25 protein-coding genes, 1 tRNA gene and 2 pseudogenes are annotated in these 25,746 nt (G+C 45.3%); 10 read left to right on the plus strand and 18 right to left on the minus strand.

Annotated features, from left to right (window positions below):
* Nucleotides 1-83 precede the first annotated feature (83 nt).
* A complete protein-coding gene (locus tag J2T16_RS07955; protein WP_154886605.1) occupies nt 84-1,304 on the plus strand; it encodes an MFS transporter in 1,221 nt (406 codons plus the stop codon).
* A gap of 68 nt (nt 1,305-1,372) precedes the next feature.
* Here the strand turns inward: J2T16_RS07955 and J2T16_RS07960 are convergent, their stop codons facing one another.
* Nucleotides 1,373-2,575: a cytochrome P450 gene (locus tag J2T16_RS07960; RefSeq protein WP_336122297.1), complete on the minus strand. Its 1,203-nt coding sequence runs from the start codon at nt 2,573-2,575 to the stop codon at nt 1,373-1,375.
* 416 nt (nt 2,576-2,991) lie between these two features.
* Between J2T16_RS07960 and J2T16_RS07965 the strand changes: the two are divergent.
* Nucleotides 2,992-4,204, plus strand: a pseudogene (locus tag J2T16_RS07965) (asparaginase).
* Between the two features lie 148 nt (nt 4,205-4,352).
* Here the strand turns inward: J2T16_RS07965 and J2T16_RS07970 are convergent.
* From J2T16_RS07970 to J2T16_RS07980, 3 genes are all read right to left on the minus strand, one after another.
* Nucleotides 4,353-4,892, minus strand: a complete 540-nt coding sequence (locus J2T16_RS07970; protein ID WP_336122296.1) for a hypothetical protein — start codon at nt 4,890-4,892, stop codon at nt 4,353-4,355.
* A gap of 12 nt (nt 4,893-4,904) precedes the next feature.
* A complete protein-coding gene (locus J2T16_RS07975) occupies nt 4,905-5,210 on the minus strand; it encodes a hypothetical protein (protein WP_336122295.1) in 306 nt (101 codons plus the stop codon).
* A gap of 487 nt (nt 5,211-5,697) precedes the next feature.
* On the minus strand, nt 5,698-6,330 hold the full coding sequence (locus J2T16_RS07980; protein ID WP_336122806.1) for an O-methyltransferase: 633 nt from the start codon (nt 6,328-6,330) through the stop codon (nt 5,698-5,700).
* Between the two features lie 291 nt (nt 6,331-6,621).
* Between J2T16_RS07980 and J2T16_RS07985 the strand changes: the two genes are divergently transcribed.
* From J2T16_RS07985 to J2T16_RS08000, 4 genes are all read left to right on the plus strand, one after another.
* Nucleotides 6,622-7,773: a THUMP domain-containing class I SAM-dependent RNA methyltransferase gene (locus J2T16_RS07985; protein WP_090920483.1), complete on the plus strand. Its 1,152-nt coding sequence runs from the start codon at nt 6,622-6,624 to the stop codon at nt 7,771-7,773.
* 272 nt (nt 7,774-8,045) lie between these two features.
* Nucleotides 8,046-10,097, plus strand: coding sequence for an LTA synthase family protein (locus J2T16_RS07990; protein WP_336122294.1), 2,052 nt, complete (start codon nt 8,046-8,048; stop codon nt 10,095-10,097).
* 60 nt (nt 10,098-10,157) lie between these two features.
* The gene (locus J2T16_RS07995) at nt 10,158-10,583 is read left to right on the plus strand and encodes a cytidine deaminase (protein ID WP_154886618.1); all 426 of its coding nucleotides are present in this window, start codon (nt 10,158-10,160) and stop codon (nt 10,581-10,583) included.
* A gap of 88 nt (nt 10,584-10,671) precedes the next feature.
* Entirely contained in the window at nt 10,672-11,406 is a 735-nt protein-coding gene (locus J2T16_RS08000) for a DsbA family oxidoreductase (protein ID WP_154958102.1), read from the plus strand.
* A gap of 396 nt (nt 11,407-11,802) precedes the next feature.
* Here the strand turns inward: J2T16_RS08000 and J2T16_RS08005 are convergent, their stop codons facing one another.
* Together J2T16_RS08005 and J2T16_RS08010 are read right to left on the minus strand one after the other, a co-directional pair.
* Nucleotides 11,803-12,633: an aldo/keto reductase gene (locus tag J2T16_RS08005; RefSeq protein WP_154958103.1), complete on the minus strand. Its 831-nt coding sequence runs from the start codon at nt 12,631-12,633 to the stop codon at nt 11,803-11,805.
* A 129-nt stretch (nt 12,634-12,762) separates the two neighbouring features.
* Nucleotides 12,763-13,044: a hypothetical protein gene (locus J2T16_RS08010; protein ID WP_221786508.1), complete on the minus strand. Its 282-nt coding sequence runs from the start codon at nt 13,042-13,044 to the stop codon at nt 12,763-12,765.
* Between the two features lie 160 nt (nt 13,045-13,204).
* On the opposite strand from J2T16_RS08010, the gene J2T16_RS08015 reads away from it, so the two are divergent.
* Nucleotides 13,205-13,651 (plus strand): hypothetical protein, encoded by a 447-nt coding sequence (locus J2T16_RS08015; RefSeq protein ID WP_336122293.1) that lies wholly within the window; start codon nt 13,205-13,207, stop codon nt 13,649-13,651.
* Nucleotides 13,652-13,709: 58 nt separating this feature from the next.
* Here the strand turns inward: J2T16_RS08015 and J2T16_RS08020 are convergent, their stop codons facing one another.
* The 9 genes and pseudogenes from J2T16_RS08020 to J2T16_RS08060 form a co-directional block, all read right to left on the minus strand.
* Entirely contained in the window at nt 13,710-13,931 is a 222-nt protein-coding gene (locus J2T16_RS08020; RefSeq protein WP_090920463.1) for a YuzB family protein, read from the minus strand.
* Between the two features lie 21 nt (nt 13,932-13,952).
* A complete protein-coding gene (locus J2T16_RS08025; protein ID WP_090920458.1) occupies nt 13,953-14,255 on the minus strand; it encodes a heme biosynthesis protein HemY in 303 nt (100 codons plus the stop codon).
* A gap of 313 nt (nt 14,256-14,568) precedes the next feature.
* Entirely contained in the window at nt 14,569-15,801 is a 1,233-nt protein-coding gene (locus J2T16_RS08030) for a M14 family metallopeptidase (RefSeq protein WP_373323198.1), read from the minus strand.
* Nucleotides 15,802-16,086: 285 nt separating this feature from the next.
* Nucleotides 16,087-16,896, minus strand: coding sequence for a glutamate racemase (racE, locus tag J2T16_RS08035; RefSeq protein WP_090920530.1), 810 nt, complete (start codon nt 16,894-16,896; stop codon nt 16,087-16,089).
* Between the two features lie 223 nt (nt 16,897-17,119).
* On the minus strand, nt 17,120-17,578 hold the full coding sequence (locus tag J2T16_RS08040) for a YtxH domain-containing protein (protein ID WP_154886629.1): 459 nt from the start codon (nt 17,576-17,578) through the stop codon (nt 17,120-17,122).
* A 186-nt stretch (nt 17,579-17,764) separates the two neighbouring features.
* Nucleotides 17,765-18,667 (minus strand): DUF4261 domain-containing protein, encoded by a 903-nt coding sequence (locus J2T16_RS08045; RefSeq protein ID WP_499018083.1) that lies wholly within the window; start codon nt 18,665-18,667, stop codon nt 17,765-17,767.
* A 17-nt stretch (nt 18,668-18,684) separates the two neighbouring features.
* Nucleotides 18,685-19,140 carry a HepT-like ribonuclease domain-containing protein gene (locus tag J2T16_RS08050; RefSeq protein ID WP_154886633.1) on the minus strand — a complete coding sequence of 152 codons (456 nt, stop codon included), beginning with the start codon at nt 19,138-19,140 and terminating at the stop codon, nt 18,685-18,687.
* Nucleotides 19,141-19,314: 174 nt separating this feature from the next.
* Nucleotides 19,315-19,602 carry a Dabb family protein gene (locus tag J2T16_RS08055; RefSeq protein WP_090920446.1) on the minus strand — a complete coding sequence of 96 codons (288 nt, stop codon included), beginning with the start codon at nt 19,600-19,602 and terminating at the stop codon, nt 19,315-19,317.
* 313 nt (nt 19,603-19,915) lie between these two features.
* A pseudogene (locus J2T16_RS08060) lies at nt 19,916-20,299 on the minus strand (phage holin family protein); the annotation flags it as partial.
* A 456-nt stretch (nt 20,300-20,755) separates the two neighbouring features.
* On the opposite strand from J2T16_RS08060, the gene J2T16_RS08065 reads away from it, so the two are divergent.
* Together J2T16_RS08065 and J2T16_RS08070 are read left to right on the plus strand one after the other, a co-directional pair.
* Nucleotides 20,756-21,352 carry a helix-turn-helix domain-containing protein gene (locus J2T16_RS08065; RefSeq protein ID WP_090920440.1) on the plus strand — a complete coding sequence of 199 codons (597 nt, stop codon included), beginning with the start codon at nt 20,756-20,758 and terminating at the stop codon, nt 21,350-21,352.
* A gap of 189 nt (nt 21,353-21,541) precedes the next feature.
* Nucleotides 21,542-21,733 (plus strand): hypothetical protein, encoded by a 192-nt coding sequence (locus tag J2T16_RS08070; protein ID WP_154886637.1) that lies wholly within the window; start codon nt 21,542-21,544, stop codon nt 21,731-21,733.
* 66 nt (nt 21,734-21,799) lie between these two features.
* Here J2T16_RS08070 and J2T16_RS08075 read toward each other — a convergent pair.
* Nucleotides 21,800-21,884 (minus strand) — tRNA-Leu (locus J2T16_RS08075).
* A 222-nt stretch (nt 21,885-22,106) separates the two neighbouring features.
* On the opposite strand from J2T16_RS08075, the gene J2T16_RS08080 reads away from it, so the two are divergent.
* Nucleotides 22,107-23,099: a Gfo/Idh/MocA family protein gene (locus J2T16_RS08080; RefSeq protein WP_154886640.1), complete on the plus strand. Its 993-nt coding sequence runs from the start codon at nt 22,107-22,109 to the stop codon at nt 23,097-23,099.
* Nucleotides 23,100-23,170: 71 nt separating this feature from the next.
* On the opposite strand, the gene J2T16_RS08085 is transcribed toward J2T16_RS08080, so the two are convergent.
* A complete protein-coding gene (locus tag J2T16_RS08085) occupies nt 23,171-24,793 on the minus strand; it encodes a sensor domain-containing diguanylate cyclase (RefSeq protein ID WP_154886642.1) in 1,623 nt (540 codons plus the stop codon).
* A gap of 164 nt (nt 24,794-24,957) precedes the next feature.
* On the minus strand, nt 24,958-25,692 hold the full coding sequence (locus J2T16_RS08090; RefSeq protein WP_154886645.1) for a spermidine synthase: 735 nt from the start codon (nt 25,690-25,692) through the stop codon (nt 24,958-24,960).
* Nucleotides 25,693-25,746 lie beyond the last annotated feature (54 nt).

The following is a 25,746-nucleotide window of genomic DNA, read 5'->3' on the forward strand; positions in this document are numbered from 1 at the left end:
ATGGATATGCCATTTGTGATATACTAAAAGAATCGCTTTTTTTGAGAGTTACAGAAAAATCTTTGAAAGGAAGTGAAAGCACTTTGAAAACGTGGAAAGTCAACCTCATTGTGCTTTGGTTTGGACAATTTCTGGTCAATGCAGGCATGACCATGATTACGCCTTTTCTATCGCTGTTCCTTGCCAGAGATCTGGGCGTTGTAGGTGAGCACGAAATTGGAATATGGGCCGGATTTATTTTTGCAGCCAATTTCCTCACCTCTTTTTTGTTTCAGCCGCTCTGGGGCAAGTTGTCGGATAAATACGGACGTAAAATTATGTTGCTTCGCTCCGGTTTCGGTATGGCTGTTGTTATCGCATTGATGGGTCTCGCGCAAAACCCTTGGCAACTTCTCTTATTACGGTTGCTGAACGGAACCATCTCCGGCTTCAACCCTGCAGCTGTTGCTCTGATCTCAGGCACAACGCCGAAGGATCGTATGGGATTTGCGATGGGGATCAGCCAGTCCGGTCAGGTGGCAGGTACGATTTTGGGTCCACTTATTGGCGGATTGCTTGCAGATGCGGTGGGGTTCCGTCCTATTTTCTACATTACAGGCGGGCTCATCTTTGCAGCTTCCATGCTTGCAATGTTCCTCGTAAGAGAGACGTTCGACCGTGAAAAAGCTGCAAAATTGCCAGATCAATCGGTATTATCCGGATTGAAGGAGCTTAGCAAATCACCTCAGCTGCCGGCACTGTTCGCTGTGACGTTCCTGTTGCAATTTGCGATGATCAGTCCGATGTCGCTCTTGCCTATATATGTACAAAAACTGCATGGAACCGCAGTCGACGTGGCCTTCTGGGCAGGTATGGTTGGAGCAGTTACAGGGATATCCAATATGGCAATGTCTCCGGTACTCGGAAAACTCAGTGACCGGATCGGATCACACCGCGTCCTCACTTTTTCACTGATCGGAACCGGACTCATGCTTATTCCGCAAGCTTTTGTGCAAACGGTGTGGCAACTCATCCTTGTTCGCTTTATGATGGGGATATTTATGGGCGGCTTGCTTCCAAGCGTAAATGCGCTAATTAGGGGGTATTCGCCAGATAGCATGATCAGCCGGGCATTCAGCTTTAACACAAGCACACTTGCTCTCGGTAATATGCTGGGCGCAGTCATTGGCGGATTCCTCGCTGGTTTCATCGGTATTGAGGGCCTGTTTATCGTATCCGGCGGCCTACTATTACTCAATATGGTATGGGTTCGATTCAAATTGTACAAAACACCTGTCCGCATTAAAGAATCGAAGACAACTTAAATTTTCTAACGGAAATAAACAGCAAAAGCCGCTTCAGTGCCATGTCTGGCCTGAAAGCGGCTTTTCTATTACACTCGTCGTTCGTTGAATTGAATCGGATATTCCTTCACACCAAATACAAAAGCGCTTTGAATCGGCTCCAAGGTCGTTTCAGGAACTAGCTGTATCTGCTCCATACGCTGGAGAAGCGTGTGAAGAACAACTCTCGCTTCCAAACGTGCCAGCGGCGCACCCAAGCAGAAATGAATTCCGAACCCGAATCCCATATGTCGGTTCGGCTTACGATCGGATACGAATTGATCTGCCTGTTCAAACTGGGCACCGTCACGATTGGCAGCCCCCACCCAGGATATAACCTGTTGACCTGCCTTGATTGCCTTGCCTCCTAGTTCTATATCTTCCCTCGCAACACGTCCAATGGCTACAATCGGCGGATAATAACGTAGTGTCTCTTCTATGGCACTGGCCACCTTGTCCGGATGCTCACGCAACTCTTCTTGCAGTTCGGGTTGTTCAGAGAGAATGCGCACTGCATTTGCAATCAAATTGGTTGTTGTCTCATTCCCTGCAGCCAGCAGGAGGATGCAAAAATTGACCACTTCTTCCTCCGTTAACTTCTCACCCTCAATCTCCGCATCTAGTAGCAAAGAGATAAGATCGTCCTGAGGCTTTAAACGACGCTGTTCCATAATGTCTGTGAAATAGGCATATAACTCCTGGATATTCTTCAGCTTTTCCTTCTCCAACTCTTGAAAAGCTTCTTCACTATCATCACGTGCACCCTTCACTAGCACATCAGACCACTCTTTGAATTCACGCCGATCTGTAGCCGGAACACCAATCAGTTCTGCAATAACGATGACGGGGAGTGGCGTTGCAAGATCATCAATCAGGTTCATCCTTCCACCCGACAAATGTGGAGCCAGCAGCTCATCCGTAATTTCCTGAATCCGTGGTGCAAGAGCTTCTATCGCCTTGGGCGTAAACGCCTGATTGACCAAATCGCGAAGTTGCTTATGCTTCGGTGGATCTGTCGTTAACATGCTGGTGCCGGCACGGTTACGTTCAGAAGAGAACAGCTTCGGATTTTTTAACACATACTGCACATCTTCGTACCGAAACACATCCCAGCATTCACGATGCTCATCATATCGGACTGGAGTGTTCTCACGAAGTTCTGCATACACCTGGAAGGGAGATAGTTGTCGCTCCTTGTTGTGCAATTCCCGAATAGGAATGTAATTGGCATATTTTCGGGGTGCTTGTTTCATCGTGTTTCCTCCAATCAATAATATATATTTATTTACATATATGTTCCTATTCATTATAACCACAACTGGATAGCGATTCCAACTATTTCAGCATAAATAAGCCTCTCGTCCCAACGTATGCTACCAACTACCCTTGTAGTGTCGAAAGATAGTTATGTTAATTAAAATAACATTAAAATGACGTATACCCTCTAATTTTCTCCTCATCTTCCTTTCGATTAAGAATTTATAAAATTTAAATTCAGCCATTTTTTCTATTAAACATCTATTTATCTAGCAAAAACAATGATTGTAAGCGTTATTCCTGTATAATACAACATTTGTTATATTACCTAACATTAAATAATATTATCTCAATCTACTTACATAAAAAAAGAGAATACCTCAGACAAAATCACTTGAAGGAGTGTTTCAGCATGAAAAAACCATCTAACCTTCGCCCTTGGGGCCGTATGGAGTACCGCGGCATTTACCGCATTAACTCTATCCCTGTCCCCGATCGGAACTTATGCCGCTCAGGCAGCTACAGTAGAGGTTAAAGGCACGGTCGGCACGGTTCAGAGCACCCCAGCCACGCCTACACGCAATACCACCATCCCCGCAGTTCCTGAAGCTTCCAAACAATCCCCACTTCCTAATGTGCTTGTGATCGGAACAGGCGGAACGATTGCAGGACAATCGGAAGACGCAACCAGCTTCCAGAACTATAAGGCTGGTACACTTCTTATTGCTGATATGGTCAAAGATTTGCCGGACAAACAGAAAATTGCGGATGTGAGCACACTTCAATTCGGCAATTCCGGTTCAGGCTCCTATACGATGTCTGATTTGTACGACTTGTCTCAAACGGTAGATAAGGCATTAGCTCAGTATGACAGCGTCGTGGTAACAACAGGTACAGATACGATGGAGGAAATCGCTTATTTCCTTGATATGACCGTACAAAGCGATAAACCCGTTATTATCACGGGATCGATGCGACCCTGGACAGTAATCGGCTCTGATGCCCAAGCGAATCTGTACAATGCCATTAAGCTGGCTGGCAGCGGTCGCACGAAATCTTTCGGCACCGTCTTGATGCTGAATGATACCATCCAGCTTGCACGCGGGGTAACCAAGACCAATGACTACCGTACAGATACCTTTGAAACACCAATGCTCGGAGCTGTGGGTTATATTGATGAAGAGAATATCCGGATCTACCGGGCTCCTGCTCGCGCGATGAAACCGGAAGGCACAGCGAAACCTGCATTTGATCTTAGCAAAATTACCAAAGCCGATCTTGCCAAAGTTGAGATCGCCATCTCGTATCAAGAAGCGGGCGGTGGAGCGATTGAAGGATTTGTGAAGAGTGGAGTGAAAGGCATTGTCACCTCAGGTACAGGGGCAGGTGGAATCTCCAGGGCAATGGGGCAGGCCCGTACGAAGGCTATTGAGGAAGGCGTTATTTTCGTCACGACAACCCGAACTGGTTCAGGCAGCGTGTATGGAGGTGGCAAAGGTATTATCGCCGGGGATAACCTCAGTCCACAGCAAGCACGGATTCTTTTAATGCTCGGACTGTCTTTCAGCGATGATTTTGATACGATTAAAAAATGGTTTGAAACATACGGCACCCCTGAAGTATAAGAACTCACCCTTATAAATCTGAAAACGCAAAAAGAAGAGACAATACTCCCTGAAATTCAATGTGTGTCGTCTTCTCTTTTTGCGTTTTCAGATTTTGAGTATTAATTCCCAGATCGCAGTGGACTACTAATTCAAGTACACCTCTATTTTAGATGGAGCCCCCTCCAGTATAAACGTTACCATTAACTGTACTACCAATTTTAACCTCTACAGTAGTATCAGTAAGCGTGAGCCCAAACCATCTAAAGCCAAGAGTCGATTCTGTTCTAAGCCTGCTATACACTTCAGCGTATTTGTACCCTTCAAGATCGACTGCTCTTGAGAGCCCCATCCCTCTATCAGTTAACTCCAATGTCGATCCCCAGAATTTACGTTCGTAACCACCGTCTTTAGCAGCCACCTCCACCTTTGAACCATCATATCTAAAACTTCCCGATGCCCAAAGATCAAACATTTTAAAACCTAGAGCATTATAAGCAGTTCCGGTCGTCCTTTCGTTAGCGGTGTAACTCCATGTAGCTGCTCTCATGGCACTATTAGGTTCAATTTCAGAATGCAAAATAAAAATTCCTGATTTATCAACATAAACATCTGTTTTTGTAGTATCTGTTGAGAAACTTACAACTTCCTTGTTTTCTTTTTGCTGTAAAATAAATTCATCTAAACTGAATATCTCCCCTTTATTCAACTGATTCTTTTGTTATTCATCGGGAAATACATCTTCTAAAGAAATCGAATTATTATTAGCCAATTCCAAGGGTGCGGGATTATTCTCATAATAATTCTCAATAACGTTTTGAATTTCAATCAGAGTTACACTCTCCTTAGAAATTTTTAAGTTCTCCAAATTATTTGCTATTTCAGAACTACTCTTAGTGATATAGGCCCGAGCTTCCGCAATGTTATTTAAATTTTCTTTTCCCAGCAATGAGTCTGCTGAGACTGTAACACTCCCTCCTACCAAAAGTGAAAAAGACATTAATAGTGCAGTGAATTGTTTCTTCATAAAAATCCCCTCCTTAGTTTTATACTCAATCTCCTTATAAGTTCTCTAATTAATTACAAATACCTTGCTATTTAGTAAAATAATACTTAAAAAGATAAAAAACCAAATAAATAAATATCGCAATAAGCAGAATATAAACCGGCAGTATTAGAAATGGCGTGTATACGTTAAGAAAATGAAATAAGAAACCTGAGATCAGAAGCAAAGAAAGAAAAATGAATAAAGGCCTCATTTCAATACCTCCATATATAGAAATTTATAACTTCTTATGTACAATGTTACCATAAAACAACCTAAAAGTTGGTTCTGATCTCTTTTTAACGAAAAACTCTTCACTAAAATCTATTCATTTTAGAGAAACCACTATTAAACTCCTTCTCAACAAGCAACATTTTTCACACAAAAAAACTCCGGTGGAACACACGCCCCTCAAAAACATAAGAGCATAAAATCGAGTTCCATCGAAGTTTTATCATAAGGGAGATCTTCACTGCACCCAAGCCAGTGCCAAACCGTCATAGTCCGGAAGCATGGTTGTAACCAGACGTGGGTCATTTGCCATCTGCTCGTTGAAACGACGCACAGCAAGCACGGCCGGGCCTTGCTTGTCCGGATTAAGCGTGCGACCGCGCAGGAAACAGTTGTCACCTACAATGACTGCACCCGGACGCGCAAGGCGAATTGCATAATCCAGATAAACCGGATAGTTTTCCTTATCTGCGTCAATAAAGAAGAAATCAAAGGTACGTCCTTCCTGCGCCAGTTGCTCCAGGCTATCTGCCGCAGGCCCGATCCGGTACTCGACTTGACTGCCGAAACCACCTTCCTCCAAATGTCCGCGAGCCATATCCGCGTATTCTTCTTTCAGCTCAAGGGAAGTCAGACTCCCCCCTTCGCTCAGCCCACGAGCAAGGCAGATGCCGCTGTAACCGCCGAGCACACCGATTTCGAGCACAGCTTCAGCTTTAGAGGTTTTGGCCAGAAAGGTGAGCAAGCGTCCATACGCCGCAGCCACCGAAACCTCCGGCATGCCATTTGCCCGAATGGCCTCTTTTACTTTTATCAAGAGCTCATCCTCTTGAAATAATTGATTTACATATTCGTCCGGGGTCAGATTCACCACGAAGTTCCTCCTTGCACATTTGGACTACTTTCCATATCAATGCCCCCAGGTGGCTTTCTCTAAAATACCCTGGATAGCTTTTCATATGGATGCCAATGTTTTATAATGAATGTTTGTTATCCAACACAGATTATTGAACGCTGCATTACCTGCATTGAAGTTTTTGCGGTTAAGCCGCATTACTCATTGTAAGTTTTTTCACGGGAAGCGGCAAGGCCGCACCGTTACTATATTGGCCGCGAGAGGCTTAAGCCTGCTGCGGCTCGAAATGGAGTTGAATGAATTCATATGGCTCGATTGCAATTGATTGCAACCTCCGCGATGGGACTTGAGGCTGTTGTAGCCCGGGAACTGAAACAGTTGGGGTATGAGGATGCCAAGGTCGATAATGGCCGCGTATTTTTCACAGGAGATTACATTGATATTTGTCGCTGTAACCTGTGGCTGAGAAGTTCGGACCGCGTGCTGGTCAACATGGGGGAATTCCCCGCAACTACATTTGACGAATTGTTTGAGGGTACCAAAGCACTGCCTTGGGAAGAATGGATTCCGGCAGATGGTGAATTCCCGGTTGAAGGACGATCACAGAAATCACAACTAAGTAGCGTACCAGCTTCACAAGGTATTGTCAAAAAGGCAATTGTTGAAAAACTGAAGCTGACGCATCACACCGAATGGTTCCCCGAAGATGGAGCACGTTATGTGGTCGAAGTCATTCTCTTGAATGACCGCGCTCTGATTACACTGGACACAACAGGCCCAGGACTTCATAAACGCGGATACCGTAAACTAGTTACAGAAGCGCCACTGAAAGAAACACTGGCAGCTGCTCTGATTCAGCTTAGTCGCTGGAATGTTTCCCGCCCGTTCTACGATCCATGCTGCGGTTCTGGCACCATGCTGATTGAAGCAGCCATGATTGGATGGAATATCGCACCAGGACTTCGTCGTACTTTTAACTCCGAGAACTGGGACGTGATTCCTGCTGAACTGTGGGAACAGGCACGTGAGGAGGCATTTGATGCCGTGCGTGATGATGTGCCTCTGCAGATTTCAGGTAGCGACATCGACCCAGAAGCGATTGAGGTTGCGCAAGCGGCGATCAAAAGTGCGGGCTTTGCCAAAGATATCGAAGTCAGCGTGCTGCCAGCACACCGGGCCAGACCTCAAGGAGAATATGGAGTTATTATTACCAACCCTCCATATGGCGAACGTCTGAGTGAAGAAAAAGAAGTGCAGAAGCTACTTCGTTCCCTCGGTCGCTCTTATCTGGATATGCCAACGTGGTCGTTTTTTGCCATAACCTCCACCAAAGCATTTGAAGAGTATTTCGGACACAAAGCGGACAAGCGTCGCAAACTGTTCAACGGACGGATTGAAACTCAGTACTATCAATATTTGGGGCCATTGCCGCCACGCAACAAAACACCGCAAGCTTAAAGACACTTATGGTTAAGAAACGCTCTGACCTTTACGGTTGGAGCGTTTTTCTTTTGTTTGATCACCGACCAGCCAACAAAAGCAGGACTTCATACCTTATAAGAAGGGCCTGTATGACATGCGAGTATGAAGATGAGCATAGTTGAAATGCGAAGCGGTCACGCTATAATATATGAAGCCCTGTTTTTACATTCCGTTAACAAAATAAACGACATATTTAATCCATAGCTTCTCGAATCATGAACAACTACATAAAAAAAGGGGGAAACATTATGGTTTTCACTCAGCCTATGCGAAGTTCCAGAACGCCCATGCTTCTGCGTCACCCATTGACGCTATATGTTATTTTCACGATACTGATCCTGCTTAAGCTGATGTTCCTGCATCACAATCTGAACGCGTATAACATTACCATGGGACTGCTTGACAAAGTGATTGCAGTTGGATCATTGTTGCTTCTGTCCTTCTGGGTCTGGTGGCTGCCTCGCAGGGGCATGATTGCTGCACTTACGATCCTTCACTTGTTTCTTACTGCACTCATCTATGCGGATATGGTCTATTATCGCTACTTTCAGGATTTCCTTACCATTCCTGTGCTCTTACAGGCACGACAGGTAGACGCACTTGGCGATAGCATTGCCACTTTAATCTATACCCGCGATATATGGTTTTTTGCCGATTTGTTCATTGTTATTCCGTGTGCAGCCTTAATGCTGTTCAGCAGACGTTATCGCTCAGGTCAACCGTCAGGGATGTACACAAGCAGTTCTAACGGTAGTTATAGCGGTTACTCCTTCACTTCTTCCATATCTCATAAAAAGCGTCTCCGTCGCCGTCTATTGGCAGGTGTCACAGCGCTCATTCTGGGATTGGGTCTTGGCGCCGGCCCTATATATTATTACAGCAAAACCTGGGCCAAGGGGCTGTTTGATAACAATTGGTGGAATGTATCCATGTACAACGTAACCGGATTGCTCGCTTTTCACGGCTATGATACGTACTCTTATGTCAAAAATAATATGGGTTCCGGCCCCGAAGCTGATCCGGCCGATATCCAGCAAGTTAAAGCTTATTTTGATGATCGACAAAAGTCGAATGCAGGACAGACCAGCCAGCCCTTATACGGAAAATATAAAGATAGCAACGTCATTATCGTGCAAGGTGAAGCTTTTATGAATTTTATGATTGGACAAAGCATTGGCGGGCAGGAAATCACCCCCCACTTCAATGAACTGATGAAAGAAAGCCAGTATTACAGCCACTTTTATCACCAGACTGGACAGGGCAGAACGTCAGATGCCGACTTCGGCGCCAACATCTCTCTGCACCCTCTTCCTGTAGGTTCAGCATTTGTGCGATACGCAGATCATATGTACGATTCGTTACCTTCCATTTTGAAGGAGCATGGCTATAGCACCAACGTATTCCACGCCTACGAGAGCGGGTTCTGGAACCGATATACGATGTATCAGAATATGAAATACGACAAGTTTTACAGCAAAAATGATTTCATAGAAGATGACCCGCTTGGCTGGTCTTTGTCGGATGTATCTTTTTTCCGGCAGTCCGTGGAGAAAATGAGTAATGAGGTGAAGGAACCCTTTTATTCATTCCTCATCACACTTAGCAGCCATCATCCCTACGCCTCTCTGCCTAAAGAGAAACAACAGCTGGATGTGGGTGAATTCCAGGGCACCATGTTCGGAAATTATCTGCAGTCTGTTCACTATGTGGATGCCGCACTCGGTGGTATGGTGGAGGATCTGAAGAATCGTGGACTATGGGACAAGACTATCTTCATGTTCTACGGTGACCATGACAACTCGATTAACGACAAAGCTCAATATGAGAAGTTTCTAGGCCGTGGGCTAAACGACCTTGATATGGCACAGATCATGAACGAAGTTCCACTGCTGGTACATTTACCTGACGGAGCTGAAGCCGGTACCTTTGATAAACCGTCAGGGCAGCTGGATATTACACCATCGGTGCTACATTTGCTCGGGATATCGGATGAATCCTATTATCACATGGGAAACAATGTGTACAACGACACGGAACGCACGGTAGTGCTACGCAACGGTTCGTTTACAGACGGTAAAGTATTCTATATTCCCTCGGATGATTATCTTTATGCCAACGGAGCCTGTTACGACCAATCCACTCACGAAAAGACGGATATTAACGCCTGCAAGGTTGGTTTTGAAACAGCCTCAAAACGTCTGCATGTGTCTGATACGATCATTACCTACGATCTGATACGTCAATTCCGTGAGGAGAAGGAACAACCAGCAGACGCAACCGAGAACTCTTCGAAAAAATAATCAGGTATAGAAGAACAAAATAAATGTCAGACACACTTTGTTAAAAAGGAGCATCATCTTATGTCGACTAACCTCCATTCACACGATATCGAACAAAAACTTTATGATGCTGCTACCGAGTTTGTTAAAGAGCGGTATCCTCAAGGTTGGGGCGGAGCAGGCGCTGTATATACCGACGCCGGATCTCTGCTCATCAGCGTAGCTCCAGAGGTCATCAACGATGCGGTGCATCTTTGCATGGAAACAGGCGCTTATCTGGAAGCTCATAAATTAAATGAGCGGGTAACCCACTCTCTCTGCGTAGCGCGCGATGACGAAAATACCGGATTCAAAGTGCTTACACCTTGCGGAATCTGCCAGGAACGCCTTTTTTATTGGGGAGGGGACGTCAAAGCAGCTGTATACGATCCGTCCGGACAACTTATTTTCAAAACATTAAATGAGCTTCAACCAAACCATTGGACAAAAGCTTACTCGAACGATTAAATTCGAATAACTTGCGAAAATTTGAAAGTCACTTTATAATTGTAACTATATTAGTTTCAATTAGGAACATAATGGAGGTTTTAAACCAATGAATATTGAAGTATGGTCTGATTTCATGTGCCCTTTCTGTTATATCGGCAAACGCCGTCTGGAAAACGTGCTGGAAAAATTCCCGCATCGGGATGAAGTAAAGTTGCAATTTAAAAGCTTTGAGCTCGATCCTAACGCAGAAGTGAACAGCGGAAAAACGAATGTAGATTATCTGACTTCCAAGTACAACATCAGTGAGGAACAAGCTCGCGGGATGAATGCACAGATGAATGCCAATGCTCGCACAGCAGGGCTCGAATATAATATTGATGCCATGATCCCAACAAACTCCTTCGCTGCTCATCGTCTGACTCACTGGGCAGATACTCAAGGTAAAGCCCTTGATCTGAGTGAGCGTTTGTTCCACGCCATCTTTATTGAAGGCAAACATGTTGGTGATCCTCAAGTGCTCGCTGATCTCGCCCAGGAGGTTGGTTTGGATCGCGAAGCTGCGGTTGCCGTTCTGTCTAGCGACCAATATACCGAGAACGTACGTGCTGATCAGGCAGAAGGCGCACAGCTCGGCATCCGGGGTGTTCCATTCTTCGTTCTCGATCGTAAATTTGCCGTTTCCGGAGCACAGCCCGACGATGTCTTCCTAGATGCTCTCCAAAAAGCATGGGATGAACGTTCCCCGTTCACCATTGTTGAATCGAACGATGCCGCATCAGATCGTAACGGTGTTTGCACAGAAGAAGGTTGCGAGGTTCCTCAGAACAAACCTTCTAACTAACATAAAAAAAGAAGCAGCAGATCATGGCTAAGCTCGTGATCTTGCTGCTTCTTTTTTTATGTTTACTGCAGGTGTCTTCCTCTTCATATCAGAAAAGTTAAAATCAGAACAAAACGGAGAAGCGAAGCCCTCCGTTTTGTCACTGCCCTCGCACTCCGAAGCTCCTTTTCCAAGTGACTCTCCTGTCCAACGTTGCTGCGGAGGGGGCGAAATCGATTCTGTAGAAGCGGAGCGTTCGCCTTTGTTTTCGAATTTCAACCTTTAAAAAATTTCAATCGAGGAAATTCGAAAACAACAGCGATCAAAAAAAACGATTCGTCACCGGAGCTTCCACCAACGCCCCCCATAGCTCCCACCAACGTTCATACTTATTTAACCGGAAAATGAGCTTCGTCCTCAATCCCAGAATAGCTGATCCGGATGTGGTCCTGTCCGTTTGTCCGAATCGAGCGCATCAATCTGTCTCAACTCATCTGGTGTCAGTTCAAAATCAAAGATATCTGCGTTCTCGCGAATCCGCTCAGGTGTCACCGATTTGGGAATCGTCACAATCTGATTCTGGATATCCCAGCGTAGAATAATCTGAGCCGGTGTTTTGCCGTACTTCTGAGCCAATCCCTTCAAGGTAGATTCCTGATTTAACTTCCCTTTCATGATGGGACTCCATGCCTCAAGTTGAATGCCTTGGGCCCCGCAGAAGTCCTGCAGTTCCTGCTGAATCAGTCCCGGATGTAGTTCCACCTGATTCACCGCAGGCACCGTACCGCCTTCATCTATAAGATCGCGCAGATGATGTACCTGAAAATTACTTACACCGATTGCACGCACACTTCCTTCGCTATACAGACGTTCAAAAGCTCTCCACGTCTCTTTATATTGATCCCGGCCTGGCCAGTGAATCAAATATAGATCAATGACATTTAAACCAAGTTTCTTCTGGCTGGCTTCGAACGCTCTAAGCGTCGAATCATAACCTTGATCATCATTCCAGAGCTTCGTCGTTACGAAAAGTTCGTTACGGGCTACACCACTACTCGCAATGGCTTGTCCCACTTCCTCCTCATTGCCATAAACGGACGCGGTATCAATGCTGCGATACCCTACTTCCAGAGCGGTCTCTACCGCCTGTTGCACTTCTTTTCCTTTTGCCTTATAAGTCCCGATTCCAAGCCATGGCATTGTCACTCCGTTGTTCAGAATTGTGCAATCTGTAATATGTTTAGTCATCCTGTACCTCCCGTATTGATTTTTGCCTGCTCTCGGTCTATTAACCTTCTGACAGAATTTTAAGCGCTGGAAAAAACCAAAAACCTGCAGACCATCACGGCCTGCAGGTTACGGTGTAACAGGAACAGTTTATTTCTTCCCTTGCCTGTGCTGATTCTGGAGCGAGTGTAACCTCTGCTTCTCCTCAATGAACATTTCCTGCGCTAACTCGAAACCCTGTCCACCCAGAGACAACTCTGCTTGCTTCATCGCCTGCTCGGTATGAGCCAGCCGCTGCTCTGCCTGCACGATGGTCTGTGCATTCGGATGGGACATGGCCTGGGAAACAGCATAATGAAGCTTGTTCACTGCATTTTGCGCCTGAGATACGGTAGTACCCGCTTGCAAACTGGAATCATAACGCTTGGGCATGAGTTGTTTCCTCCTCGGAATCATATTCCTGTCACCTTGTTAGCATGGATTGCATAGAGAAGACTTATTCTTTTTTTGAAAATTTGTTCAAACTTTATGCCTCCAAGATACGTTAAAAGAGCAGAAGGTTGTAAGATCAAAAAAAATGGAGGAATGCTGATTGAACACAAAAGGGATTCGTATAGGCCTCCTAACCGTTTCATTGCTATCCGTTCTGTTACTCTTATTTTTTATTTTTTGGACGCAGCGCTTCACAAACTCCACGTATGAGATCAAAGGATATGTCTCTTCATCGTTGCATAAGGATATCCCCGTGCCTGCCAATGCCAAACTCATTGAATCCGCGGCATATTCCGATCACCCCACACAATCTCGGAGCGAAACGTATGAACTGAAACACATCGGTGGTGAACAAGGACTATATCCACCTGAAGATTATTTTCAAAAGTTACATGAGGTCGGTTGGACGGAACTGAAGGACGAGCAGATGGGCAATGTGCATATTCTTAATAAAGAAGACGTTCGCATCGCCATTGAAATTCAGGAGGACACCTTCCAAATATTTTTGCTCCATTCGGATCGGGATCGTCATCAAAACTTGGGCTAAAACAAAATGCAACGCAAAAGGAGAGGCTTCTGCCCCTCCTTTTCAGGTAGCTATTCGGTTATTTGATGAACTTGGAAACCTTCGTAAGTACTTCTTCTTCCGTTGGAGCACTGATGTATCGGCCGTTGATGAAAACAAAAGCACGCTTCGCACATGGGCCGCAATAAGATTTACAACCGATCTTGATTTCTGTGCCTGGAGCCATCTTCTCCAGTTTAGGCACAATGGATTTCAATCGGATGTGATTACATTTTTCGCATACGCGGATATCGTTAGCCATGAGTTCCCCTTCTTCGCTCCCTTAGTGGTCGCCGTGGTTGCCTTTGGATGGATTCGTGATCACAAATCCTTCTTGTGGCAAGTAGAGGTAATCAATTTTCACACCATCGAGCATAGGTTGTCCATTTTCCAAAATAACGTCGATGCCCTTATCTGTAGATACTACGGTGTCATTATCTCCTGGCGTATCCAGGTCAAGACCGTAATGCGCATGGTCTCCGTGTGCATGTGTAATCACAACACGCAATAGTTTACCTTCGTTCTCCGGCTTGTCCAGTTCAAGCTTCAACACTTTCGCTGCGTTACGAGTGATTTTGCAGTTCATTCAATTCATCTCCTATATTATCATTGCTGGTTTCAACAATTTCAGCATTCATTTTAAACTCCAGCATCTATTGTAAAGAAAGTTACAGCTAATCGCAATAACATTGATGCGAAAATGACATGAAGTCATATTTTCGACACGACCTCGAGATGTTGTTTTGTCCACCAGCACTGGATATTTGCATTCAGCTCGGCTGATAAACCAACTCATCAGAATCAGGGTTATTAAGCTTGGATTTACAAAGATAAAAAACGAGCGCCGCTTCAGCGCCCGTTCCGGTTATATGTCTGAACGATCTTTCGTTTCATGCCCGCTAACCCGAGGCACCTGCCTCACGCTCTCCGTGGGATAACAATTCTGCCAGTAGCATGCCCACTTCCACACAAATGTCATCAAATTGTTCCACAGGTAGCGGATTCACTCCAAGACCCACCTCTACGGTGAATCCCGGCTTGCCAAACGCTTGAATAAACCAATCTTTATAACCAGCATCACTACCACCAAGTTTTACCGCTTTATACCCGGACGCTTTAGCTAGCTTACGCGACAATGGCGCACTCTCTCTCGGCTCCAGATCCCGATAATTCCAATAGATTTCTTGACCTTGGCTATGCAGGGATACCACTGCAGCAAATGCATGTTCCTGCGTCCACTGTGCAAGCGCCTGAGCCTCAGGTTCTGTTAGCGGAGCCGTGCCCGCATAATCCCTAGGACCAGGCGAAAAAACACTTCTGCGCGCAACCTCCTCGTCCCAGTAAGCCGGAAACTGATCATTAAGATCCACACCTCTGATGTTCGCTTTCCAATGTGTAAAGTGTGGTCGTCCTCCATTCCACGCAAGTAATTCAGAAGCATACTTATGATGATTCACTACACCTTCCTGAACTAGCTCTACTCCGTCCGGGTTCACCATGGGAACCGCCCATAAGGTCGTCTCTTGCATCCAGCGCTGCGGATCATAGGAGTGCCACAGCGAGTCCAAGGAATACGCCTCAGCGTATTCTTCGATAAACCTCATAAGAACTGGCGTGGTTAACCATTCATTGGCATGAACCGATGCATTCACATGGATATGGCGAGGGCCTTGCCCGATTCGCACATAAGGTAATGTTTTTCCCATTACACTTGTACCGATCTCTCCCGATTTCACGCAGGAATAGCGTGCTTCCAATCGCTGTATATCTCTGATCAATTCACGATATCCATATTCACCCTCAATGTTCACGATGGTTTTCCCACCAGCCTGAGGAATATTTATACAGCATCCACCCCAATCCTTCACCTTGGAGATTTCGGGATTACTCTCACGAAGCTGTTCTTCCGATAATGCAAAACGTTCTGCCGTTTCCTGCACCGTTTCTCCCGGTGGTACCGCATATCTGCGTCCGGTTCCAGGCATCACACGTAACATCTGACCGGCAAGTAGATAAGGCTGCGCTGTAGCTTCGGGGTTCAGCGCACACAACAATGCATTAGTCATGCGATATGCCGAAGCAATTCGCGGTAACGTGTCACCTGTTTTCACGATAATCCATTGCAGTTCCATGTTGTTCTCCCTTCCACAGGTCTGATTCTCCCAATTGATTCTCCTTTATTCGTACCTGTATTATCGTATGCAAGCCCGGTTGTCCGTCATGTGACATCGTTCGCAGACTTCTATGTTATGTTAGATATTCTAGCCACCAGAGCAGAGTTGGAGCGTGCCTAAGAAATATATAAAAGCCCGAACCTTAACAGGTCCGGGCACCGAAGCAAAATTACATAGATGAATGCAGGCTTAATCCTATTTTTATCCCATATAATGATGATTACTAATACATTCCGACAGCGATTACGACAACTGTGTGACCTGCCAGACGACAGGTGTCTTGGAAATTTGCTCTCCCAGCCATTGTTTCGTAATATTCTGGAACATACGCGGATCACCAGTACAGAAAAACTGATGCACAGGCGTTTCATCTCCGCTTGCCAGCTTGCGTTTATCATATAAAATGGTACTGATTTCTCTCGCTGTTTCATCGGCTGAGCTGATGAGCTTTACATCCTGGCCCATGACATCCTGAATCGTGTCCATCAGAAACGGATAATGCGTGCAACCAAGAATCAGACAGTCAATAGGCTCTCTTTTAATTTCTCCGAGCGCTTGATCCACCGTATACGTTGTGTGTTCGGAACGAAATTCGCCTTTCTCCACCAACGGCACCAGTGCAGGACAAGCCTGGCTGACCACATCGACATAAGGAGACAGCTGCTTGAGTGCCGACGTATACGCCCCACTTCCGATCGTACCCACAGTCCCGATCACACCGATGCGGCCTGTACGTGTTGCCATAATGGCTGCCCTTGCACCAGGATGGATCACTCCAATGACAGGAACATCCACCTTGGTCCGGATATATTCCAGTGCTGCGGCTGTCGCCGTATTGCAGGCGATCACAATCACTTTCGGATTAAACTGAATCAAAAAATCAACGATTTGCTCCGTAAATTGTTTCACTTGTTCGGACGAACGGGGTCCGTACGGTGTCCGGGCAGTGTCCCCAAAATAAATGATCTTTTCCCGCGGGAGCTGACGCATCACTTCCTTCGCAACGGTCAATCCCCCTACACCGGAGTCTAATATAGCAATAGCTTGCTGCACGAACACACCGCTTCCTTCTTCATTAAATTCATTCTGATCATCCATAGTAAAAAAGCTTTCTACCTACCCTATGATATTTCCGGCAAAAAGGTACCTACATCTTACCCGATTTCATCGCCGGGTTCAAATTTAAGTCATTGAATCCTGTTGTCATGCATAGCATGAGCACACAACAAAGCAGGCTTTCCACCGGACTGGGGAAAGCCTGCTAAACCCGCATTGCTTAGTTTTCGTCTTTGGACTCATCGGTAGTAAGCTTGACAATATCTTCGTTCCCCTGCTCTGTTGGTACCAATTTCAAGCCTTGAGTTTGTACTGAATCCTCTACTTGATCTTGAACCTGGATCTCAGGTTGGACATGCCCCTGTACTCCTTCAGCTTTATCCGCATCTGCAATTGCAGCAGAAATCCGAATCTCTTTACCGTCCGAAGAACAACGCCAGGACTGGATATCCTTAATAACTACATCCGCCGTTTCCTTCACTTTGGATACGATCTGTGAGCTTTGCTCTCCCACTTTTACAGCCAGTTCTTGACCTTTATCCGTAACTTGACGAGCACCCTCGGAAATATCCTGACGCAATTCACGTCCTGATTTTGGTGCAAGCAGCAGTGCAGTGACCGAACCAACGACGGAGCCGATTAAAGCCCCCCACAACAAGCTTTTATTCGAATCTTTCATGATCCATCTCTCCTCTTCAATGGGTTAGACATCGGTTTATGAAACAACGATAGGATCTGTTCATCTGGGCCAATGCCTACTCTGTTCATGCATTATAAGCAGGATGGGCTTGACCTGACACTCTGGAGTGAAAAAAAAAACGGAACAAACGCATCTCTGGGTTAAGATACCCATCCTCATTCTTTTTTACCGAACTGTCTGAGGCGCGGGTACAGCATGCTCTTCTCCGGGGTTCAGATCTACGACGTATCTCCCTGGTGCAATTAAAGCAAACTGATGCTCACAGCGCCAGCGCTGTCCACCAGATGAGCCCAAGGTCTGACCATCCTGCAATACATCTCCCTGATCAAATATGTAATACGCAGCACCCAGAAGTGTCTGAGCCACCGTATCGGGGTCAAGTCCAGTAAAGTGACATTGCACATCAGGTACGCCAAGCGCAGATAAACCTACGGTATCCATAACCAGTTCTCGCTGTTGCTCCGTACCTCCCGCTTGATACATCCGCACATTCATCGCAGCATAGAGATGCTCCTCGCGTTCCTGGGATTGAATGTAAGCATCAGGTTCAACCAGTTTGTCACTGCCGTACCAGTAAAGCGCATCACAATCCAGTGTGTCCTGCACAGCCAGCACCGTTTTCTGGAACAAGTCCAGACGCTGTTTACGCGGCATGGCAGCAGTAAACATATCATGAATCCGAATGGAATAACGGGCAGAAGCTATAGCTTGTCCTGCTTCAGGCCAGTGCCATGCTTGCTGCAAAGCCCCCGCAAAACGTGTACGGTCCACAATTTCATGTACGGGTAGCAAGCAAGTCTGAGCGGGGATGCTACCTTCCTGAAAGGAAACCTTATGTTCCATATGGTAGAACACCATCATCTCCTGCGTTCCCTGTTCCTTCTCTTCCTGTTTTACATCCAGTCTCCCTTGTCCCGTTCGATGGATGAGCGCCTCCTGTAACACATGCCGATTCACATCTGGCTTTTCATTAAACAGGAACTCCACCATGTACACGGGGTGAAATCCTGATGACATTTCATCGCTTTCCCGCTTCCCTTGATCTGTCCCTTTCGAATCTTTCTCCATACAGCTTCCCTCATTCCTTACTCTCTCACTTGGCCTTCATTTCCCTGAAAAGGTCCAAGTTCTTTTTCCACATAAGTGCTTACCTGGCCGGAGAACTGTTCAAGCACATCCGGCAAGGCTGCACTAAGTGGATTCAACACGGTTCGCTGCCAGCTGTAATAATCTTGCACAAGCGGTTTACGCAACGTAACGAGTTGACGCAAAACCCCGTATGTTGATTCATCAAATACGTTCTCTTCATAATTAATCTGAATAATATCATCGTAACTGCTTGCATCTCTCATAATGAAACCATCAATGAGATAACTGCCCACATCAGTCACAATCTCAACGGCAAGATGCAAACATCGTTCTTGCACCATCCCCAATATCAGACCACCATCCCAGGCCTGTACAACCTGCCGAAGCCCTTCAGCAACTTCCGGTATCGCGTCAAGCCGGCGAGCGATCTGCTCCCTATTCACATAATACATTCATTCACTTCCCGTTCAGTGAGTTATCGGTTTCGTTTCCCTCTGCGCTTAAGCCAGAAGATCATAACAGGGCAAGCGATCAGAAACACAACAAAAATATATAGAAATTCCATAACGTCTCTTAAATCGCTCATGCAGATTCCCCTTCAAATCCAGAATAGAATGTGTAAAACCTTAGATCACATAGTCAACAGCAATGGATTGTTCTCTCACTTCGTTCATGTACTTGATGACATCCTGATGGAGTGGGTGAACCTGATACGCCTGAAGATCTTCCAGCGAAGCAAACTCCGCTGTCAGTGAAATGTCGAATGATCTGTCCGAACGCAGTACATCGATACCCACCTCAAGGGACATGAGAACATCGATTTTGCCTTCCAGATTACGCAGAACCTGGGCAGCCGCCTCAACGCTTTCTGCAGAGCGATCTTTCATTTTGAACAGGACAATATGCTTAATCATCTTGGTAAACACCTCGTTTGGATTAATAACTAGAACTATTAGCTATGTTTCGTGTATCCAAAATATATCATATCACCGTCTATTACGAAAGGATGCTTTGTATGCGTTTCCCGAACAACAATAATATTCCCCCAGGCTAATCCTTCGTTGAATCCGACTGCCGATCAGAAGACACTCCCCCATTCTCAACCCTTTTCTCCTGACCTTGAACAGTTTGAACATCTTCTTTTGATTGAACCTCTTCTTTTACTGGAGAAGGGATAGCGGAATTTGGCTTAGGCATGTTCCATTCCCGGTCAGGCAGACTGCTCTGTTCCTGTTTCTTAAGTACCGCGATAGCCTGTCTGAGCTTGGCAGGTAAAGGCAATCCAATTTTGGCATAATTCTCTGTGATTGAGATCAATTCATTGACCAAGTAAAAATAAATTGCTCCTCCCTTAATAATATCGGTCCCCATAATCAGATCAATACGGTGAGCAAGCAGAACAACGGTCAGCATTAGCCCTTTTCGTGCAAGTCCCCAGAAGCCAATATTACTGTTCAATCCCGTTCCCGTTCTCACAGCTGCCGCCAGACCTGTAACATAATCAATAGCCATAGCGATCGCAAGCAGACTAAGTAGCTGATCCCACCCGCCAAAAGCGAACGTCACAACCGCTCCCGAAATAGCAGTAACCGAACTCACCGCTGGGCTCACGTTCCTCACCTCTCCCTTGTTCTTTCTTGTTTGAACACCCTACAATATATGTGAGAATGAGAGATTGTGATCGTTCATCTGTCTTGCTGAACATGCGGATTTATCATTTCAGATTTGTGCACTTTTTTGGTTTGAACACCAAAAGTAGATTTACAAATGTAGTAGGAGTTCAGGGGAAAAACAGCATGAAATCAACAAAAATAACACAAAAGTTCTAAAGACCTATTAGTGGTTAAATAGAACTAATTAATTTGTAATCTCGTACAATTCATTCCATCTTTTTTAGTGAATCATTGTAATCTAGGAATATACTAGGATGTGTTTCGCAAGAGGTCTAGTTCGTAGTTCCCTCTTTCATGTAGAATGACGCACAAGCGGTTTTCAAACCAGTAATTGCGGCACTTGAAAGTACCCCTTTATTTATTGTAGTATTTGGTTAAAAAAATCGGAGGAAATATGCCTAATCAACCAGAACAACATTCCATCCAGGCGTGGTCTCTGATCAACCGTAAATATTTGGGAAAAGGTGTCCGTGTTAAACGGTTCCGCAAACCGACACGCTGTCAAATCCGCAATCGTGTTCTTCTTGCCGTGCTGATGGCCAACGATATTAAATTGTCTCAGCTCGCTGAAGACCTCTCGATCTCCTCACGCAGTGTAAGCGCGTGGGTGTATGAAGGGCGAATACCCGGCAGTACCAATCTGGACAAAACTTGTCAGTTGCTTGGCTACCCGCGACATATTCTTTTTAATGAAGAGGTCGTGCGCAACAGTCCTGTCATCTGTCAACCCGAGCCTTCCCGCTTTATGAAGCGGACGGTAACCCGCTCTCCAGTGAGTAACCGTATTTTGACAGGCCTGTGTATGGTCCATGATTTGTCGGTGACAGATGTCAGCCACTGGATCGGGGTTCATCCCGGCACTTTCCGCAAATGGCTGCATCAGGGAACGCTGCCTTCTGCCGCGTTTCAGGAACAAGCGGAACAATTTTTCCGCATCCCGAAAACTATTCTGTTCGCAGATGTCATTCTTAAGGATCGTCGTAATCAATAAAACAGCGAACAGCCAAAAGGCTCTGCGCCCTCTCCCGGGGGCCAGAGCCTATTTTAGTTGGATACGCCAAGATGATGAACGATGCATAATTTACCTGAAAAGACCACAAAATGAAACTGTGTAGCGAGCGGATTATTGCATTACAAAAATGGACCACTCCATACTCTATTTTAGAAGCAGGTGAATACAATGAAGTCATTCAAACATCTGGGGGTCGCCTTGGGCTTTCTCGCTGGAACCACCTTTGGTAGTGGAATTGCGTTTTTGTTTCGTTTCTCGCCCGTTCAATTAATGCTCAGTGTTGCTCTATTCGGTTTAGCTGGTATCCTTTCAGGATTGCTGACCAGTAAAATTTGGTATAACCAGATTCAGGAGCATTAAGGAAAAAGCAAACGAAAAAAAGGTTTGTACATTGCCCATTCGGGCAACATACAAACCTTTTTGTTATGCGGTCGAGAGGACTCGAACCTCCACGGGGGGTTAGCCCACACGGACCTGAACCGTGCGCGTCTGCCAATTCCGCCACGACCGCATATTATGTATCTCTTCATCATCGATGAAAAGTATATCCGGTGAAACAATTCCTTGTTTTACCGTAATTCAGAGTATACATGTTACATTTTTATATTGCAACAACTTTTTTAATCCCTTAGAGGGACATATGTCCTTTTCTCACTAATTCAAACCACATATGTTTATCAATAGTAATTTTATAATGACATAAAGCACATATACCAATGAAGGGGACTTTCATTTGCTGAATTCAAAACTATGTTTTATCGGAGCCGGATTCCATGCCTCCACGAATATTTACCCTGCAGCGATCGAAGCGGGTGCAACCATTCAGGCTGTGGCTACAAGGAATCTTGAACGATCTAGGGCGGCCCTGCTTCGCTTTGGCAGTTCAGGTCAAGCCTATGATCATGCCGGCCAGATGCTGAAGCAGGAAACCTGTGACGGAGTCGTCGTCGTTGCTCAGCCAGTGGATCAAACCAAACTTGTGCTGGAATGCATTGAGGCAGGTAAACATGTCTATGTGGACAAACCACTTGGCTGGACTGCAGAAGAAGCCGCTAAGGTGGCCCAAGCAGCAGATCAGGGTGCTGTTGTGGTCATGGTCGGTTTTATGAAACGATATGCTCCGATCTATCAAAAACTCAAGACACTCATTGATGAGAGAACACTCGGTAAAGTGCGCTCGTTCCAGATGAAATTTGCCGTAGATAGCACGCCTTTTTGTGAAAATGAAGAACAGTTTATGAAACTTGCTGCCATACATATGGTGGATCTCATGCGTTATTTGTTTGGCGAAGCTATGCAAGTAACAGGAACGACTGTAAGAGATGGAAAACATATTAACCAGAGTATTTCCTTGATTTTTGATGAAGGTGTCACGGGCAGTGCCTATTTTACAGGGATGAGTGCATGGTCACGTGAAAGCGAAAGTGTGCTGGTTACTTTTGAGCATGGATTCGCTCTAGCCGATGAGATCACCAAACTTACAATACATGAATCTCATAAAGGGGATCTTCTTCCATGGAAGTCTCTTGAAGAACACGATTCGTTATATACTCCTTCCGGCACCCCAATGTCTGGAGCTTATAGGGATCTTTATCTGCGTGGCTTTGTAGGTGAAATGAGACACTTTATGTCCTGTTGCCAGACGGGGGCCGTTCCACTCTCAAGCGCTCGCGATAATGTTAGCACAATGGCTTTATGTGACCGAATCCTGTCATCTTTCATATAGAAACAAACAGAAACAGACCCTGTTCATAAGGGTCTGTTCGTATTCTTCCGTTTCTCTGTTCTTCTGTGCTACTATTTTGCTTTTTCCACCGTCTGAATGATGACGGTTCTATTGCGTCCCTCTTCTTTGGCCAGATAGAGCGCATTATCTGCCAGATGAAACAATTCTGTTTCCGAACGGGAATGCATTGGAAACTCAGCAATGCCTGCAGATATCGTAACGGTACGATCAACAGCCAATATACTTTCTTCAACTGAAATCCGAATGCGCTCAGCTATCTCATACGCCTTCTTGGAATCGTAATCCCTTAACAGTACAACAAACTCTTCACCGCCAAACCGAAAACAAACATCCTCAGGCCTTACAGACATCTGAATCAACTTCGCGATCTGTTTCAGAACCTCATCTCCGGTCGAATGACCATAGGTATCATTAATTAACTTAAAGCGGTCTATATCGAGAACAATGATTGCAAATGGATTCTCATCATGAGTCCATGCCTGAATCACTTCCTCAAAGGTTCTGCGATTATTCAAACCAGTTAATACGTCCGTTCTTGCATCATACACCAACTGATCCGTCTTGTTTCTGAAACTTGTCATCGCTCCAAGCACCGCTCGAGTAAGCAGATCGGCTTCCCTGTTCCAATGCGGCTTCACGACAGGTAACTCCACCTGCCCTTTGTCTACTTGTTGCACAAGATCAGCCAAGAATACAAACGGATGTACCAGCTTCCGGGCAACTCTTAACACAATTAGAGTCAACAATATAAAGGGTACCGCTATGTATAGCAACAACAGTCCGATCTGACGGTTTAACTGATCATATACGATTTGGGTTGGCGATACGACAACCACTCCCCAGTTGGTTGCTGGAACTTTGTAATATCCGGCAAGCGTATTAACCCCATCCAAATTCGTATATTGCTCTTGTCCCGTCTGATTTTTGATCAGTTTCTGCACCACTGTATTGGCTCTAATATCTCTGCCAATTCGGCTGACGTTGGGATGAAAAAGCAACGTTCCCTTATGGTCAACTATAAAAAAGTATGTTCCGTTGTCGGTTTTAAGTTGACTCCCAAACGACAAATCGAGTATATTATTTTCCTGCAAATAGATACTCCCACTAATCATGCCTTTGTATTTTCCCATTGGATCAACAATTGGTTCACTGAGAAAAACAATTCTACGATTCGTTCGCGGTGTCACGTAAGCATCTGATATGTATGAGGCTTTGGATTTGATCGCCGCTTTGGCCGCCTCGGAGCTCACATGTGTACCAATACTGGCCTGAGAATACGGTGACCTCGACAGCACAAGCCCCATCTGGTCTGCCAAGACTACAGCGTTAAAATAATCACTGCTATTATGGATGAGATCCAGCGTAGTGTTCAGTTTCTCCTTATCATTGAAATCGACATTTTTAAAATGTGCGGCTCCATACTTTAAGCTTTTTTTCATGGATTCAAATAAGGAGTTTAACGTTTGACTCATCTGTACAGCACTCGCATAGTTAACAGAAAGAGTATTGTTAATAAGAGACTGTTTCTGCGTGGTATACGAGGTAATCACCATAATGGTTAGCGTCATCAATACGGAGATTGTAACGAATCCACCAAGTAATGCGGTCAGACTGACTTTTTTGAACTTCTTTACTTTTCTGCGTAATCTGGATTTTTTTTTATTTGCAATCATTTTGCTTCCCCCGGATTTTCATAAAAAAGCATACCTATATCATCATATAATAAAGTTGTTAAGAAACAATGAAGAAATGACGTATATTAACTTTGAATTTATAGGATTGACGAATTTATGACAAAATAACGCATCCGGGGAATAAGCGAATCCTCTTCATCTATTTACCCTTCAATGACATAACCCTCTTCCAGGTTTTGCTCCACAAAGCCCGCCATATACCGCACCTGAACATCAATTGGGCGAAGACTTCCCATCAATATGCGATTCTGAACGTCATTAGGCTCGGCCGGAAGTGCAAAGGCACGTACATAAGGGAATTCTATTCCAAGCGTTGTGTAGATTGCGTTGACAAGCTGATCGTTACCACAACGTCCAAACACATTAAGCAGCACAGCACCACCTGCATACAGTTTGTCTTTTGCCATGTTAAAAAAAGAACGGTTCGTAAACTGCTCTGGTGTGCCCGTTGCCGTAAATGCATCTATAACGATATAATCATACGTCCCAGCCTGTTCCCGTTCCAGCAGTTCCCGACCATCCCCCACCAGGACAGGGGACCCTTTGTATCCAAAAAAGTGCTGACTGATTTCCACAACCTCCGCATCCAACTCCGCTACCTTAACTTGTCGATCAGACAAATAAGAAGGGATTGTGCCAATACCCTGCCCCACGACGAATACGCGATTGTAATGCGGGTTATTTCGCTCCATCAGATGTAGCATAGCCCTCGGGTACTCTAGAACAATCCTGGAAGGTTGCTCTACATCGATCGCCCCCTGCACGGCATCATTAGAGAACTGCAATACACGAAAATGTCCTTTTTCCCCGTAAAGCCTTTTCGTCTCGTACACCGTCAGCTCATGTTGCTCACTTTTATTCCGGTATAATACTCTCAACTTCCTGCTCCCTTCAGATGAACCTTTGAACCTATAAAATCCATATTACAAAGA

This window comes from Paenibacillus intestini (genome assembly GCF_030803945.1).
GTDB lineage: Bacteria > Bacillota > Bacilli > Paenibacillales > Paenibacillaceae > Paenibacillus > Paenibacillus polysaccharolyticus.